This window comes from Candidatus Omnitrophota bacterium, assembly GCA_041650805.1.
Lineage (GTDB): Bacteria > Omnitrophota > Gorgyraeia > 2-01-FULL-45-10 > 2-01-FULL-45-10 > JBAZKM01.
Genome location: JBAZKM010000005.1, coordinates 155613 through 171868 on the forward strand (window position 1 = coordinate 155613; position 16256 = coordinate 171868).

At 55.2% G+C, this 16256-nt stretch carries 11 protein-coding genes; 5 read left to right on the top strand and 6 right to left on the bottom strand.

Annotated elements, in window-relative coordinates; translation table 11 throughout:
• The first annotated feature begins 1 nt into the window (after nucleotide 1).
• The 3 genes from WC515_05145 to WC515_05155 all read left to right on the top strand — a co-directional run bounded on the left by WC515_05145 (nucleotide 2) and on the right by WC515_05155 (nucleotide 5605).
• Nucleotides 2–3217 (top strand): efflux RND transporter permease subunit, encoded by a 3216-nt coding sequence (locus WC515_05145; GenBank protein ID MFA5146737.1) that lies wholly within the window; start codon nucleotides 2–4, stop codon nucleotides 3215–3217.
• 14 nt (nucleotides 3218–3231) lie between these two features.
• Entirely contained in the window at nucleotides 3232–3411 is a 180-nt protein-coding gene (locus WC515_05150; GenBank protein MFA5146738.1) for a DUF2892 domain-containing protein, read from the top strand.
• A gap of 142 nt (nucleotides 3412–3553) precedes the next feature.
• Nucleotides 3554–5605 carry a DUF5060 domain-containing protein gene (locus WC515_05155; protein ID MFA5146739.1) on the top strand — a complete coding sequence of 684 codons (2052 nt, stop codon included), beginning with the start codon at nucleotides 3554–3556 and terminating at the stop codon, nucleotides 5603–5605.
• Nucleotides 5606–5614: 9 nt separating this feature from the next.
• Here the strand turns inward: WC515_05155 and WC515_05160 are convergent, their stop codons facing one another.
• Nucleotides 5615–7144 carry a tetratricopeptide repeat protein gene (locus tag WC515_05160; protein MFA5146740.1) on the bottom strand — a complete coding sequence of 510 codons (1530 nt, stop codon included), beginning with the start codon at nucleotides 7142–7144 and terminating at the stop codon, nucleotides 5615–5617.
• A 131-nt stretch (nucleotides 7145–7275) separates the two neighbouring features.
• Between WC515_05160 and WC515_05165 the strand changes: the two genes are divergently transcribed.
• Nucleotides 7276–9159: a DUF2062 domain-containing protein gene (locus tag WC515_05165; protein MFA5146741.1), complete on the top strand. Its 1884-nt coding sequence runs from the start codon at nucleotides 7276–7278 to the stop codon at nucleotides 9157–9159.
• A 12-nt stretch (nucleotides 9160–9171) separates the two neighbouring features.
• Nucleotides 9172–9894 (top strand): lysophospholipid acyltransferase family protein, encoded by a 723-nt coding sequence (locus WC515_05170; protein ID MFA5146742.1) that lies wholly within the window; start codon nucleotides 9172–9174, stop codon nucleotides 9892–9894.
• A 39-nt stretch (nucleotides 9895–9933) separates the two neighbouring features.
• On the opposite strand, the gene WC515_05175 is transcribed toward WC515_05170, so the two are convergent.
• From WC515_05175 to WC515_05195, 5 genes are read right to left on the bottom strand one after another with little or no spacing between them, the layout of a single operon-like run.
• Nucleotides 9934–11718 (bottom strand): FecR family protein, encoded by a 1785-nt coding sequence (locus WC515_05175; protein MFA5146743.1) that lies wholly within the window; start codon nucleotides 11716–11718, stop codon nucleotides 9934–9936.
• Nucleotides 11711–12475, bottom strand: a complete 765-nt coding sequence (locus WC515_05180) for a response regulator (GenBank protein MFA5146744.1) — start codon at nucleotides 12473–12475, stop codon at nucleotides 11711–11713. The genes WC515_05175 and WC515_05180 overlap by 8 nt, the downstream gene beginning before the upstream one ends.
• Nucleotides 12476–12487: 12 nt before the next feature.
• Nucleotides 12488–13930 (bottom strand): hypothetical protein, encoded by a 1443-nt coding sequence (locus tag WC515_05185; GenBank protein ID MFA5146745.1) that lies wholly within the window; start codon nucleotides 13928–13930, stop codon nucleotides 12488–12490.
• The gene (locus tag WC515_05190) at nucleotides 13920–14408 is read right to left on the bottom strand and encodes a sigma factor-like helix-turn-helix DNA-binding protein (protein ID MFA5146746.1); all 489 of its coding nucleotides are present in this window, start codon (nucleotides 14406–14408) and stop codon (nucleotides 13920–13922) included. The genes WC515_05185 and WC515_05190 overlap by 11 nt, the downstream gene beginning before the upstream one ends.
• Before the next feature lies 1 nt (nucleotide 14409).
• Complete coding sequence (locus WC515_05195) at nucleotides 14410–15621, bottom strand: HAMP domain-containing sensor histidine kinase (protein MFA5146747.1); 1212 nt, start codon at nucleotides 15619–15621, stop codon at nucleotides 14410–14412.
• Nucleotides 15622–16256 lie beyond the last annotated feature (635 nt).

Below are 16256 nucleotides of genomic sequence, written 5' to 3' on the forward strand. Positions count from 1 at the left end.
AATGGCCGAACACCATTCCCATTTCATAAGCAGGACGGTCGACTATTTTGCGCGATCCAAGATAACTCCCCTCATCATAGGTTTTTCCATACTGGTAGGCCTCTTTTCCGTATTGAATATCCCCCGAGAGGAAGAGCCGCAGATATCCGTGCCCATGTTCGACATATTCGTCTCATACCCCGGCGCCACCGCCGAGGAGATGGAGCGGAGGATCGTCACCCTGGGCGAGCGGAAGCTCTGGGAGATACCCGGCGTAGAGTATATATATTCCACTTCGGAGACGGACGGCGCCATCATCATAGTGCGTTTCAGGGTGGGTGAGGACGCGGAGGAGAGCCTCATCAAGTTGTATACAAAGGTCTATTCGAACCTCGACTTCCTGCCCAAAGGGGCCAGCCAGCCGCTCATCAAGGTACGGTCGATCGACGATGTCCCCGTCCTCGGCCTGACGTTCTACGGCCCCCCCGATCCGGTCGCTCTCCGCAGGACGGTCGCAAAGGTACGGGATGCCATCAATGCGATACCCGATGTCTCCGAGACGCACCTGACAGGAGGCAGGAGGAGACAATTCCAGATATTCATAGACGAAGAGAAGCTGAAAGAGAGGATACTTAACCCGAACGAGATAATAGACCTCATCCAGAAGGCCAACGTGAAGCTCAATGCCGGTCACCTGGAGAGCGTGCCGGAATATATGAACGTCGAGGCCGATGCGTTCTTCAGGTCCAGGGAAGACCTGGAGAACCTGGTCGTCGGGGTGAGCGCGGGCGGCGTCGTCTACCTGAAAGATATAGCCAGGGTCGTGGACGGGCCCGACGAGACGGAGACGGACGTCAGGATCAACTTCGTGCCGCACGGCCATCAGGCCGCGAAAGGGCCTTTCGGCGCCGTCACGCTGTCGGTCTCCAAACGCAAGGGCGCTAACGCCTCGCGGCTCTGCAAGAAGGTGATCAGGGCCCTGGACGGCATGAAGGGCACCGTGATCCCGGACGGCGTCTCGTATACCATTACGCGCGACTACGGCAAGACGGCCGATGACAAATCCAACGAGCTCTTGTTCCATATGGCGCTGGCGGTCTTCGGCGTCAGCATCCTCATCGCCCTGTCGCTGGGGTGGAGGGAGTCGGGGGTGGTAGCCATCGCGATACCCATGACGCTGTCGTTGACGCTCGCGTCGTTCTACCTTCTCGGATTCACGCTCAACAGGATCACGCTCTTCGCGCTGATATTTTCGATAGGTATACTGGTCGACGACCCGATCGTCGACGTGGAGAATATAGTGCGCCACCTGCGCATGCCGAAGAATAAAGGCCGCCCGATCCTGGACGTCACCGTCGAGGCGGTCAACGAGGTAAGGAGCCCGCTCATACTGGCCACGCTCACCGTGATGGCGGCAATACTGCCTATGGCATTCGTGAGGGGATTGATGGGGCCGTACATGAGGCCGATACCCATAGGGTCGAGCGCCGCCATGTTCTTCTCCATGGTAGTCGCGTTCGTCGCGACGCCCTGGGCCGCTTATAAGATACTGGGCGGCGCGCATCTCAAAGGGAAGCTGAAAGGCCACGGCGAGAGCGAAGACGAAGGGATGCTGACGAGGTTCTACCGCTGGTATATGCGCCCCCTGATCTACGATGAAAAGGTGCGCGTAAAGTTCTTAAAGATACTGGGGATACTGCTGCTCTTATCGGTGATGCTGGTCCCTCTGGGGCTTGTGAAGGTAAAGATGCTGCCGTTTGACAATAAGGACGAGTTCCAGGTGGTCCTCAATCTGCCGGAAGGGACGTCGATAGAAAAGACGGTCTCCGCCATAGAAGAGCTCACCCGGTACCTCGTTACGGTCCCGGAGGTGAAGGATATAGAATCGTATGTCGGGACGAGCGCCCCGTATAATTTCAACGGCCTTGTCCGCCACTACTTCCTCCGCTCCAAACCTTACCAGGCGGACCTGCAGGTGAACCTGGTCGATAAGCACCACCGCAAGCGCCAGAGCCACGACATAGCCAAGTTCGTACGCCCGATGGTCCACGAGATCGCCGGCAGGTACGGCGGCCATGTCCAGGTGGCTGAAGTGCCTCCCGGGCCGCCGGTCCTTTCGACGCTGGTCCTCGAGATATACGGGCCGACGCTCGAAGGGCAGGCCGCCCTGGCCGGCAGGATCGAGGAGATATTCAAAGGCAATAAGGGCGTTACCGACGTCGATACGTATGTACAGGCCCAGGAGAAACTGCTGCGCCTGCGCGTCGACACGCAGAAGGCCACGCTTAACGGCATACCCGTCCAGGCGATCGCCCAGACGATAGCGCTGGCAGCCGGCGGAAAAGACGTCGACCTGGCGCACCTGCCTGGCGAATATGAGCCCGTCGATATCATACTCAGGCTGCCGAAGGAGAAGCGCGGCATGCTCGACTCCATACTAAATATAACGCTCCTTTCGCGCTACGGCCTGCAGATACCCGTCAGGGAGCTCGTCACGGTCGCCGATCGGCTCAAGGACAGGGCGATCCACCATAAGAACCTGATGAGGGTCTCGTATGTCCTCGGGGATGTATCGGGAAAGTTCGAAAGCCCCGTCTATGTGATAATGGGGTTATCGGGCGATATCAATAAGCTGCCGCTGGGCGAGATCACCGGCACGGGACAGAAGCGTATGGGGCAGCATTTCACGGAACAGCCGGGGTCCGCCGAATCATGGGCGGTCAAGTGGGATGGGGAGTGGCAGATCACATATGAAGTATTCCGCGACCTGGGACTCGCCTTCGCGGCGGTCCTGATCCTGATATATGTCCTTGTCGTAGGATGGTTCCAGTCGTTCAAGACGCCGTGGATCATCATGCTGCCGATCCCGCTCACGCTGGTCGGCATCCTGCCGGCGCACTGGATGACCGGCACATTCTTTACGGCAACATCGATGATAGGGATGATAGCAGGCGCCGGCATAGTCGTTCGGAATTCGATAATACTCGTGGATTTCATACAGCTCCGCCTGGCGGAGGGCATGTCGCTGGAAGAGGCGGTCGTTGACGCGGGCGCGAAACGTTTCCGTCCCATGCTCCTTACCGCATCGGCCGTGGTCGTGGGCGCTTCCGTGATACTCTTCGATCCTATATTCCAGGGGCTTGCGTTATCGTTGATGGCCGGCGAGGTCGCGTCTACCGTCCTTTCGAGGACCGCGGTGCCGGTCATATATTATATGGCGATGAAGAAGAGGTCTTAAGAAGAGGAGGCGATATGGAAAGGATACTGAGAGGGATAGCGGGGTCATTTATACTGATCAGCCTCGTCCTGGCATACTATCTCAGCCCGCTATGGCTGTGGTTCACGGCGTTCGTCGGGTTGAACCTGCTCCAGTCCGCTTTTACGAACTGGTGCCCCATGATGTCGATCCTAAGGAAGGCAGGCATCAATTAAAACGATAGCAGCACGCTGTCTGGTATATCTGGCCGTTCTCCTCCTGGCCGCGGGAGCCCCTGCGGACGAGGAGTCCATAGCGAAGATATCCCCCGCAAGCCCGGTCATATCGCTTTATGACCCTTTCATAGCAAAGATAAAGATCAACGGCTATTTCGAAGATCCGCATGACGCCCGGCAGGTGGAGGTCAACGCGCACTTCACCTCCCCCGACGGCAGAGAATCCGTAATGCCCGCTTTCTTCACCGGTAAAAATAACAGATGGGAGGTAAGGTATACCCCCGCGGCGGCAGGGAAGCATTCCTATTACGTAGAGCTTAAGACAGGCCTCCTCTCCCAGAGGTCCGCGACCGGTTCTTTTATGGTAGAGAAGAGCACCGGCGACGGATTTTTGAGAAGGAGCGCGAACAATTACCGTTATCTCGTCTTCGATTCCGGCAAGCCGTTCTTCGGCCTGGGCCATAACGTCTGCTGGACGTCGGACAACACCGCCGCGACGTTCAGAAGTTATTTCTCGAAACTGGCGAAGAGCGGATGCAATATAACAAGGGTATGGCTCAATAACGGGTGGACGCTCAAGATAGAGTTCGGCAAACTGGGCGACTATGACATGGCCCAGAGCGCCGAATTTGACCTCATACTCGAGGAGGCCCGGGAGAACGGCCTCTACCTCATATTGACGCTCGATTCCTACAGTTCGCTCATGGATGAAAAGGGGAGCTGGGGCGAAGAGGCCTGGAGGAGCAACGTCTACAATAAGAAGAACGGCGGCCCTTGCGAAAAGCCGTGGGACTTCTTCACCGAGGCCGAGGCGAAGAGGCTTTATAAGAAACGGCTCAGGTATATAATCTCGCGGTGGAGCTATTCGCCGAACATATTCATCTTCGAGCTCTGGAACGAGCTGGATGCGCCGAAAGAGTGGGTGGTCGAGATGACGGATTATATAAGGTCGATCAACCCTCACGGGCAGTTCGTGACGACGAGTTTAGGATACCCCTGGGCGAACAATTTTGACGAGACGTCGATATGGTCATTAAAAGAGGTCGATATCACGGAGCGCCATATCTACGGCAATATGGCGGCGGATATCATCGGGTACATCATCTCGACGAATAAGGTCCTCTCCGAAAAGTACCGGAAACCGATGCTCGTAGAAGAATTCGGCATGGATTGCGGCAAGAACGACACGGAGTGCGATCCGGGAGGGGAGGGCGTCGCGCTCCATAGCGGCATCTGGGCCGCCGCGTTATCCGGTTCTTTCGCGGGCACCATGGGCTGGTGGTGGGATACGTATATGTGCAGGCGCGACCTCTACTTCAACTACCGGTCGCTCGGCGATTTCATCAAAGGTGTTGACTGGGATTCGTCGAACGTCTCCTTTGCGAAGACGTCGCCTGTAATGAAGAAGGTCTCCCCGGACGAAGAGACCGTTTACTCGGACGTATCCGTTTCGGCGAAAGAGATATGGGGTGATATGAGTTACGGGGAATTCACCGTGGAGGCCTCGGGCGACCTCTCAGGCGGCGTGCTGAACCATTACCTCCAGGGGAGCGCGAAGGCCGGTATCAGGATAGAGCCCGTCTTCCATGTGGACTATCCGGCCGACGGGGAATTTCACGTATATGTAGGCACGGTCTCGAATGAGGCGCGTCTCGTCATAACGCTCGACGGCTCGGAAGCCCTCGCAAAAGATTTTCCTACAGGGCCGGGCGAAGGGCCGTGGCAAAAGAGCTTCTTCAGGAAAGATGAAAAGGTCTACCAGGGTTACTACGGCACGACCGAAAAGATAAAGGTCCCGAAGGGAAGCCATACCATAAAGGTATCCAATGCGGGTAAGGACTGGCTCGGCATGAAACGCGTGGTCTTTACCAACTACAGGGCGAGCGACATAGCGGATGCGAGGGTCGCCGGTATGACCGTGGGAGAAGATATGCTCTTCTGGGTACAGAATAAGGGATATAACTGGTATGACGTATGCCAGAAGAAGGCCGACCCCCCGTTTATAAAGGGCGCCTATTTTTCCGTGTCGGGCATAGAAGACGGTGAATATGATGTGAGGTGGTGGGACACATTCAGGGGCGGGACCGTTTCGACCGTACGGGCAAAGGCCTCAGGCGGAATGCTCAGGCTGGAGATCCCCGATTTTTCCAGAGACATCGCCGCGAGGATCAGAAGGTCCCCGGGCCCCGGATAGAGCCGCCCATCAGAACCTGTACTGGACCCCGGCGCTGTATATGTTCCTCTTATATTTGTATATCCCGATGGTGGCGGCGTCATCTACGAATATGTGCTGAAGCTGGATATCGAGACCTTTGAAGACCTCTATCGCCACCATATTGGATATCGTCAGGATATCGTCACTGCGATGTTTCTCATATATGGTGTTCCCCTTCACAAAGTCCTGCCGGAAATAGTCGCCGACTATGCTCCACCTTATCTTCTTTGAGAGGGGAGTGGTCGCGCCGACGGTGAACCGGTTCCCGCAGTATGTCCAGTTGCTGCCCTTGGCGCGTTCGTAATTCAGCGCGTAGCGCACCTGCACGAACCCGTCCCGCTTTTTGGTGAAGAAATAGAACCATCCCAGGGACCCAAGGTACTCATTGGCGTCCCTCGAATCGTTATCATATGTGACCGGCCATTTGTAGTATTTCCTGTTATGCTGGAAGGCAAGCTGGACCATATTGTCCCTGCCGAGCATCACATTGTTCACATTGCTCAATCCCAGCAGGTCCAGGTAATGTTTATCGTTTATCCTGACGTAGTTGTAATGGACCGGGAAACCCACCATAATCTCATCTATGAAGAAGGCGGGATAGAGCGACAGGTCGGCGCTCAGTGTGTCGTAAAACCCGAGGTCGAACTGTTTTGCATAATAGAAAGAACCCCCGCCCTTCACATTAAAATAATCCGACGGCCTGAAATTATATTCCCCCTGGCAGGTATAGACATTTCGCCAGTCGCCCTGGTTGTCTATGTCCGACGCGAGCGAATCATCGCCCGGTTTCAATATGACGTTGTCGTCGTATTGGAGCGCCGTCCCGACGTTCCCGCGGAAGGGCCTCTCGGCGTCCTCTTTTCTCGTGATGGCCTCAACGTACTCATTTGCGAAAGCGGCCATATCGGTCGCCGGGTCCTTTATGACGATCTGGCGGAACATCTCCTTGGCATCGGCCAGTTTTTTCGTCTCCATATAGGCGATGCCCTTATAGTAGGTTGCGGTCCTGGCCAGCGAGCCGTCCAGTTCCGCCGCCCGGTCGAGAGACGCGACCGCCTTATCGATATCCTTCTTCTCCCTCAATAAGACGAGCCCTTTCAGGAGGGCGACCTGGGCAGGCGCCACGGACCCTTTCTCGGCCCTGTCGATCCATCTCTTCGCCTCATCCGTCTCATTGCATTGATAAAGGACGTCTATAAGCTCGGGGATGGCGTTATCGATCGGGGGCCGGAGTTTGGCCGCAGCTTCGAGGTTGGCTCGCGCCTCTTCAAAATCCTGGAGTTTTTTGTATGTCAATCCCAGGTAGTAGGCAACGGCAGACGAGCCCTCATCCTCTTCTCTCATATCTTTCAGCAATATGAGGGCCTCTTCGAAATTCTCGTGCTGGTAGAGCGATATCGCCCTGTCCATCTTCTCTTTATCCTGGGCCCATGCTTCGGAGGGGATGCAGGAGGGACCGTAGATAGCGAAGACTGCGGTAAAGAGTAAAAAAATAGCCGATATGCTGTTTCTGCTCATTTCCTTATGTGGATATTTGTACCAAGATTATCATATAATCACAGGCAAGTCAAACGGCATAACCGGTTGACAAATAAACGATAGTGTTGTAACTTATTTATCGGCGGCCACACCAGACAGAAAGGAAAAATATGCTCTCATTCATCAATATCCCGGCAAAGGTAATAGGCATCCTGGAGGCGAACATATCCCCCCGCGAGATAGCCGCAGGCGTGTGCCTCGCCGTCTTCCTGGGGTTCGTCCCGCTGAACGGGCCTATGGCGCTCCTCCTTGCCGTCTTCTTCTTCGTCTTCAGGATAAACCGCGTCGCCACTCTCCTGACCCTCCCGTTATTCAAGACCCTGTATATTTTAGGGGCAAGCCGGCTTACCGATGCGGCTGGGACCGCCATCCTGGAGAAGGCGCAATGGCTCGACGGTTTTTTCAGGTGGCTTACCCATCTGCCGGTGATAGCGTATCTCGATCTGAATAATACGCTCATAGCCGGGGGGCTCGCGGTATCGCTGGCGTTCTCTATACCGGCTTATTTTGTCTCCAAAAAGGCAAGCGCCGTCCTGATATCCGCATATTCCGCGCGGATGAAAGATTCGGCGTTCGCGAAGTGGGCGTCCGGCATAAAGATGGCGGGCCTGATGGGCCCGGACGCGGCCGCCACATTGAAGAACGTCCAGGTCCGGGTAAAACAGACATTGATAGGGAAGATCAGGCGGGCGATGTCGAAGCCCGGGAAGCCGAAGAGCGCCTTCCTTAAACGCATTAACGTTGCCGGCATTGCGGTCATCATAACTCTGCTTGCCGCCTTCCACCTGGGTGTGGGATTTTTTATAAGCCCCGCCCTAAGTTCGTTCATCGTGGATAACCTGAACAGATATACCCCCGCCAGGATAACGGTAGATAAAGTGAATATCTGGCCGTTGACCTTATCCTTCTCGCTGAAAGGCATGAAAGTATTCGACCCCGAAAAGGAAGGGATGCGCATAGCAAAGGCGGACCTCGCCGTTATAAGGGTGAGCCCGCTTGCCCTCCTTTCCAGGAGGATGGTATTCTCCGATATAAGTATGACCGGCGCCGAGATCGATGTGGAGGGGACGGCGGACGGCAGTTTCAATATAAGCCGCCTGGCCGTTCCGAAAAGCGGGGCCGCGAAGACCGGGGCCGACTTTGAATGGCGCGCGCTCATGCAGAAGAAGGACTGGTTCGGCAAGATCTATGGATCCGTAAGAAAGCGTTTCTCTAAAAAGGGCCAGGAGAAGATAAAGGAAGACCGCAAGAAGGCGAGGGAGGTGACCGTGACCACGGAAGCGCTCCCCAAAGGCAAGCTCGTAAAATTCAGGACGGCGAAGGACCTCTATCTTTTTGAGATAAGACGGCTCGATATAAGGGGTGCGCGTATAAACGTGAAAGCGAACGGCCGGACGGCGGAACTGGATAAGGCCGATATACGCATGACCCGTCTCGCCTATGATCCCGAGAACGGTATGGCTTTGGACTTACTTGATATGAGAGGGGTCATAAAGAGAGGCGGTGTTCCCGCAGGCGGGTTCGATATCTTCTTTTCAAAAAATTTTAACAGAGATGTCCCCACGGCCGTCTTCAGGGTCGAATTGAAAGACGTGGATATGACCGCCGTTAGTTTCATATACGAGGACTCGCTGCCCGTGCGCGTGGAGAAGGGTATCATAACGCTTGGGTCCAGGACGTCCGTCACCGGTGACGCGATCGCTTCGCGTAATGAGATCCATCTGAGGGACCACTCCGTCTCGCCGAAGCCGGGGGGCAGTCCAACGATGGGCCTGATACCGATATCGGCCGTGTGCGATGCGGTGAACCACGTAAACCCGCTGACGCTCAAATTCGACATAGGGGGGACCGTCGAAAGGCCGGAATTCGGCTCCTTCCAGGAATCGCTGATGGCCCTGATAAAGCCGTACATCACGGACTTCCAGGAGAAGATAAAGAACGAAGGCCTCAGGATGCTGGATAACCTGCTCAAGAAAAAAGGTGACGGGCAGTAAAACCGGTTCGTTATGAGATTCATTATATCTATATTGATATGGGTCGTAGGCGCTGTCATTACGGCCGCCGCATTTATCGCGAGCCTGGCGCTCTCTATAGCCCCATTTCCGCTCCCGAACAGGAGGAAGCTGGTCCACGCACAGTGTTTCTGGTGGGCGGATGCCCTGGTGGCGTTGAACCCGTTCTGGTCTCTCAGCGTAGAGGGGCTGGAAAATATCGACCATGATAAGACATATGTGATAGTCGCCAACCACCAGAGCCTTGCCGACATCATCATAGTATATAAGACGCATATGTATTTCAAGTGGGTGGCCAAGAAGAGCCTTTTGAGGGTGCCTTTCATAGGGGGACTGCTCTGGGTCAATGATCATATCCTGCTCTCCAGGGGGGACTTCGGCAGTATAAAGGAGGTCTATAGAGAGGCCTCCGAGCGGCTCAGGGCCGGTATATCCGTCTTATTTTTCCCGGAAGGGACGCGCAGCGGCACGGACGAGATGAGCGAATTCCTGAACGGGGCTTTTAAGCTGGCCATAAAGGAGTCCAAGCCGGTCCTCCCCGTCTTCATAGGCGGCACCAGGGAAGCGATCCCGAAAGGCGGCTGGGTCTTTAAGACGAAGGTATCGGCGCGCCTGGTAGTATTCCCTCCCATCGATATATCCGGCTACAAGACCGCCGACTACGCCGTCCTGAGAGACCTGGTGCGCGATAAATTAAAAAAGGCCGCTTTGCAGTAATCCGCAAGACGGCCTGTCACAAGGTCCGCATTAAAAAGATCAATCATCCGGAGCGACCCATGTACCGGACGCTGTCCCATCGAAAGTGTGCAGGCTGCCGTTATAAGTGCCGGATGCGGTGCCTGTGGCATCCCTGTCCAGCCCCCCGCCGTCTATGTAGCCGGTGACCGTCCCCGTCCAGGTGCCGCCGCTCCACGAGCCGGGCGGTTGTATGGTAACGGTATCATCGGTCGCAGTGTTCGTGCAGTGTATATGCCAGTCATTGGTGGGGAGGAGGTCGAAGCTTCCGCTTATCGCGGCAGTCCATGTCTTATCGGCCTCAAGGTACATCTCTACAGTGACTGCGGCAGTGCTCTGGAATTCGGCGCTGGAGCGTGACTTATCGAGCGTCGTTATCGTGTCATAAGGGGAGTAGGTGACAGGCGTATTGACGACTTCGTCGAACGTGGGCCTGTTATCGGTAGTCGCCATGATGTCGCCCATTGACGCCGTTGATGTCGTCTCTACGGCCTCCGCGAATTTAGCGCCCTCACCGGCGACGAGCGTGGTGCCGGCTTCCGCAGCAGTCGTGTCGGAAGGGTTCGAATAACCGTCCGCCATAGCGCCGGCGCCATACGACTGGTCCAGGTCCGTCTTCTGTTCGGTCGACGTGAAGACGGGGGCCGATATGGCCCCGGATGCGTCGACAATAGAATTCTGGCCCGGCTCTACCGTCATCGTCTGTCCCGAGACCGCGCTTGTGATGAACCCGCCGCCGCCCTCGTAAAATGCCTGCGTGCCGGCCGGCTGTATATCGAGATACATCACCGTGCCCCTGGCGCCGCAGGTGGCCGTAGGCGTCTTGACCTGGAATGTCGACTTTTTGCCCAGTTTCTCTATGACGGCTTTTATCTTCCCGTTCTTCGATTCGAAAGTATTTTCAAACTCCCCGGTCGCGGGGTCGTATTGCAGTTTTATGATGGCCAGTTCGGTGTTCGATTGGATGATTATCAGGTTGCCGTTACTCAGGCGGACCTCCGCCCTCCCGCCTTCGCCGGCCTGGAGTTTATCTCCCTCGTATACCACCTCGTTGACCTTCGCCATGCGGAAATCCTCGGACCCTTTTTTATAGATGCGAACCTCGCCCGCCATGTCCGTTATCGAAGCCGTCATCATGGAGGCGCCTTTATAGGAGACCCACTTCTTCGTAAGCGCCGGTTCCACGATCTTCTTATTCAATGCCATCTCGGCGTCGAGAGACGGCCTCGGCTCCTGCGGCGCGTCCTTGAAGACGACCATGGACGAATTGCCTTTTCCGACATCGACTTTCGTCTCCGGGAGCGCCTGGTTCAGGAGAGAGATGAGGCCTTCTTTTACGAGCACGCCGGTCCTGCCGGCCTGATAAGAGACGAATATATCCGAACCTTTGACCCTTCCCAGGGCATTGGGCGTGGCGATGAGGAATGTATCCGGGCGGCCCGTCTTCGATACAACCGCTTCTATGGTCCCGCGCGTGAGGCTCAGCCGGGCGAGCTCTCTCTTGTCATTTGCGCCTATCAGATATTCGTCCACGATGACGCAGCTGTTCGGCGCAAGCTTGATGACGCTATTGTCGCGGAATGTGACTTTGACCTTGGAGTAGCTCTTGGTCCTGATGCGGTCTTTCAGAGAGACCGTGTCGTTCTCTTTCAAAAAGACCGCCTCCGCCGCCCCTGGGCGCAATATATCCGCAGCCCCCTCTACCGAGGTCACCGTCCCGATCCCGGGCTCCGCCTGCGGATACGATATTCCGGAGGAAGCGAAGAATACGGATAGCGCCAGCGATAAGATATGTCTCTTATTCATTTTCTGCTATGGCCAGTTTTGACATCACGACAAGTTCAAGGTATAGAAAGTCGAACGGTTTCAGGACATAACCGTACGCGCCCAGCTCTATGGCCTTCTGGACCTTCCCGTCATCCTGGTCGGAAGTGACCATGACCACTCCCAGTTTAGGGTTTATACCCAGAAGCCCCTTCAGCGTCTCGAGGCCGTCTATCCCGGTCATATTCATGTCCAGGAGGGCCATCGAAAATTTTTCTCCCCCGGCGATCCTGAGGGCCTCCTCGCCGCTTCCGGCCTCCAGCGTCCTGTAACCCTTGGTCTGAAAAAAGCTCTTCAACATATTACGGATGCCCGTTTCGTCATCGACGATAAGTACCGACTTCTCTCTCTTTCCGGAAGGGCCCGGGGCCATACGCGTCTGGGCATTGAGTATCCTCCCGAGCTGCTCTACGAGCTGGGGGATCTCGGTCTTCTTGCTCAGGGCCTCGTTCGCCCCGGCCTCCCGCACCTCTTTTTCTATCTGGGGAGTGAGGATGCCGGAATATATCACAACAGGCATCTTCTTCTGGAACTCCCGTATCTTTTTCAGGACGGAGATGCCGGATTCTCCGGCCAGCTCGATGTCCAGCAGGACGAGGTCGAGCGGTTCCTTGAAGATAATATCGAGCGCCTGATCGGCGCTGGGTACGGTTATCGCTTCGTACCCGTTAAGCTTCAGCGCCTTCTGAAGCAGCTCCCTTATATATATCTCATCATCCACTACAAGTATCTTTGCCATGGCCGCTCCTGATCACTTTGAAGGAAAGTATACGGATACCGTTACGGGTTTCGAGCTGAGCAATTTTCCTTTGGACGCAGGGCGTCCGAATTCGGAGAAGGGGACGCCGAGGGCCGTTATATGGCCGCGCAGGGTCTCTAATTCCGCAGTCGATATGGAGAATATGATGATATCTTCCGATTCGTGATCGACCGACCCGCTCTTTCCGTGTATCATATCGGATATCTCCGACCTTTGACCGGGTGTGACGGGCCCTACGTGCCAGTGGAGCACGTCCGACGCCTCCCTTTCGATATATACGGATACGGGCAATTGCCCCTTCGAAGGGATGGATGTGTCCTTTGTGAAGTCGGTGAAATACGAAGCGCCGGAGAACGATTGTATCCGTGAGGCCGCCGTCTCGATGGCCGGTCCTGTGCCCGTCAGGAGGATATGGTCATTGGCGCGGTAATTCGGCGTGATATCCGCGGTATTCAACGCGTCGGATAACCGCTGTTCGCGTTCGGAGTCCCGCCGCCTCTTCTCTTCGGATGCCTGCCGCGCGCTGAGCTCTATCGAACTCACCTCTTCTTCGAGGCTCCTTATGGAGCCCTCTAACGCCGATCTCTCTTTAATCCTCTGCTGTAATTCAAGGTTCGCGGCGTTTCTCGCTTCCTCTATCTCCGTCTTTGTCTTCTCGGTATAGGACTTTCCCAGTTCCACACGGCTTTTTTCCTGCAAAACCTTTATATCACCTTCCAGCGTCCGCAGTTCGTCGGCCTTTTTTCGTACCTCGGCCTCTTTCTTATCTTTCTCCCCGTAATCCACCGTTGTCTCGCCGCCCTGTTTCGAGACGATAAAGTGCCAGTGAAGAGGCGCCGGTTTGACGCTTACCGCCGCCTGCGGCCCGGGATCGGCAGGGGCCGGGCCTTCATCCTTAGACAGCTCTTCTTCGAGAAGCGTCTTTTCCGCTTTCGTCCCCTCGGTGTCTTTTTTAACATTCACACCCAACCCGGTGGCTATGTTCTGTAGCTCATCCAGCAGGGCCTTGCCCTCGCTGTCGCCGCCTGACCTGATCGTCTCTTTCTTTATTATAACTGCGTCATCGCTCCCGGGGCCCCTGCGGCCTTTGAAATGGTTCACCCCGATAAGGAAGGCCGCTATGGAGATGACCAGGACGGCTGCGACGACGATCAATTTTTTCGGTCTGCCCCGTTTCGGCGCGGAGGGTATCCTTTCCATATGGTCCAGGTTGAATAGGACGGTGGAGCTGAAATCGGAAGGGACCCTGACGTTCCCCAATTCCCACAACTGGTTTGAGACCGAACCGATGGCGCCCACATAGTTCCTGCACTTTGCGCAGTCCTTGATATGCGAGACGAATACCTGGTATTCGTCTTCCGCGAGCAGGTCTTCAAGGAACGGTTTGAGCCGTTTCTTGATGTCCGCGCAGGTTATCAGAAGATCATCCCCCATGTCTCAAGACCTCGTCTAATTTGTTCCTGAGCTGTACGCGCGCCTGGGTCGTCCGGATCCTGGCTTCTTTCTCGGGGACTTCGAGTATAGCGGAGATCTCTTTATATGAGAGGTGTGCCTGGTCGCGCAGGAGGAGAGGCGCCTTCGTATCGAGATCGAGCCCCAGGAGCGCCTTCTTCATGAGCCGGAGCGGCTCTCTCTTCGGCCGGGGCAGGTCCGCGAAGTCGGCATCGTCAAAGAAAGGTATCGCTTTGGTATCCCGGCTCCTCTCTATGACGCTCCTGACTGCCCTTACCATGAGCGTTGACTCGTCCTCAAGCGGCGACGCCGTCTGGAGCGCCTCGGCGAACCCTGCCGCGGCAACGTCATAGGCCTTGTTACGGTCGCCCCCGACCAGATATAAGGTCAGCGCGAATATCTTCTGCTGGCAGGACTCTATCGCCAGTTTCATGCTGTTCTTGTCCAGCTGATACTCCATCTTAACCCGTGCCTCCCTTTAACGGAAGGGTGAATATGAAAGTGCTGCCCTTGCCCGGTTCGCTCTCGACCCATATCTTCCCGCCGTGCGCCTCGACCGTCATCTTGCAGAAGGTGAGCCCGAGCCCCCGCCCCGCCTTCGCCTTCGCGGTCTCCACCTGGACGAATTTGTTGAATATCTTATCGAGGTACTCCTTCGGTATGCCGTCCCCGGTATCCCTGACCTGTATGCGGAACTTCTTTTCGCTCTTATCAAAAGAGGCCTTTATGGTTATCGAGCCCTTCGGGGGGGTGTATTTAAGGGAGTTATTGACCAGGTTGGCGATGACCCGTTTTATCAGTTCCCTGTCCGCCGACAGCGCCGGCAGCTCCCCGGGGATCTCCATCGATATGGTCTTATTATCGAAACGGGCGAGGATCTGGAGTTGTTCCATCACCTCTCTGGCTATATCGGTAAGGTTGAAATCCTCGTATCTTAATTTTATCTTTCCTTCTTCCATCTTGTTTATATCGAGCAGGTTTCCCGTCATCCTCTTCAATTCCTGTCCCGCGGCGAGCGCTATCTCCAGGCCGTCCTTCTGGTCCTGGGCGAGCTTATCCCAGGATTGCATCTTCAACAGCTGCATGAAGCCCGTTATGTTGGTGAGGGGGTTATTAAGGTCGTGGACTATCATGTGGGTGAGGCTGTCTTTCAACCCCTCAAGCTCTTTCAATTTCTTATAATTCTCCTCGATCGTCTTTTTGGTCCGGGCCAGGTCGTCCTGTATCTCTTTGCGTTCAACGGTCTTGCTCAACCGGTCTGCGATGGCGCCTATGAGACGCCTCTCCTCCTGGAGGAAAGGGCCCTCATCCATCGGAGGTTTCTCTTCAAGCAGGTATGCCTCGATGACGCCCGCTTTCGTCCCGAATATCGTGATATCGGCGGATTGCCCCCACTTCGTCATCTTAAAATCGTCCGTCTTGAATTCTCTCCCCCTGAATATTATCCTTGCGCAGGTTATCCCGGGGTATTGCCAGGAAGGGGGGATAAGGCGGACGGTCCCGTTGAATATATCATCCAGTGAGTTGGCGTATTTTGAGACGAGCTCGGCAATGCCGTAGAGGCAATTGAGCTCTTTTATGGCAAGCCCGACGTTGTTGAGCAGTGACTCTTTCTCTTCTTCCGCCTTCTTGCGTTTTGAGGCCTCTTCCGCGAGGCGTTCCTTATCGTTCATCCCGCATCCCTTTCGTAAATTCGCGTAAAACGCGCGCACTTTTATATTATAGTATACACTAAAAATCCCAAACTTCAAAAACAAGTGCGATATTTTACGCATAATTTTTCGTCTTCTCACATCAGGCGTTTACTTTTGTGCCCGCCTTCCGCTTGTCGTTCGTTCGGATTAGGCATCCTCACTCACTGTGGTGAAATTTTGATGGCCGATGAACCTGGTTACCATCAATCAATTGTCCAGTTTCCTCGGCCTTTCTATATCGCCCCAATGTATCAAAATTTCACGACAGTCGCTCCAGGCGGGGCACTAAAAGTTCCGCCTGCGCCGAGAGACGAAAAATTTCGCCGTGTCTGCCGCACGAAGGGTACTGTGAACGGCCATTAGAATTTTTTCGGCAATACCTGCTATCTCTTATCGGTGCACAAGGATTTACGTCGAGCGAATGCAGGAACTGACCGAGGCAAGAGATGAAAGGATATAGGCACCCGCACAGAGGGGATTTATCAAGTAACGGGTTATTGACACAAAGGCCGAGGGAATTCCTGCAAATTCGCGAGACGTAAACCGCAGCCTTCAAGGCTATAGGCAGGCTGTAGGCACCAATTTTGCTATGCAAAATTGGTAGTGCACGGCGA

Bases quoted from the DNA above. Each gene is read 5' to 3' on its own strand.
- WC515_05145 (MFA5146737.1), top strand. From the start codon at position 2: ATGGCCGAACACCATTCCCATTTCATAAGCAGGACGGTCGACTATTTT.
- WC515_05150 (MFA5146738.1), top strand. From the start codon at position 3,232: ATGGAAAGGATACTGAGAGGGATAGCGGGGTCATTTATACTGATCAGC.
- WC515_05160 (MFA5146740.1), bottom strand. From the start codon at position 7,144: ATGAGCAGAAACAGCATATCGGCTATTTTTTTACTCTTTACCGCAGTC.
- WC515_05165 (MFA5146741.1), top strand. From the start codon at position 7,276: ATGCTCTCATTCATCAATATCCCGGCAAAGGTAATAGGCATCCTGGAG.
- WC515_05170 (MFA5146742.1), top strand. From the start codon at position 9,172: ATGAGATTCATTATATCTATATTGATATGGGTCGTAGGCGCTGTCATT.
- WC515_05175 (MFA5146743.1), bottom strand. From the start codon at position 11,718: ATGAATAAGAGACATATCTTATCGCTGGCGCTATCCGTATTCTTCGCT.
- WC515_05180 (MFA5146744.1), bottom strand. From the start codon at position 12,475: ATGGCAAAGATACTTGTAGTGGATGATGAGATATATATAAGGGAGCTG.
- WC515_05185 (MFA5146745.1), bottom strand. From the start codon at position 13,930: ATGGGGGATGATCTTCTGATAACCTGCGCGGACATCAAGAAACGGCTC.
- WC515_05190 (MFA5146746.1), bottom strand. From the start codon at position 14,408: ATGGAGTATCAGCTGGACAAGAACAGCATGAAACTGGCGATAGAGTCC.
- WC515_05195 (MFA5146747.1), bottom strand. From the start codon at position 15,621: ATGAACGATAAGGAACGCCTCGCGGAAGAGGCCTCAAAACGCAAGAAG.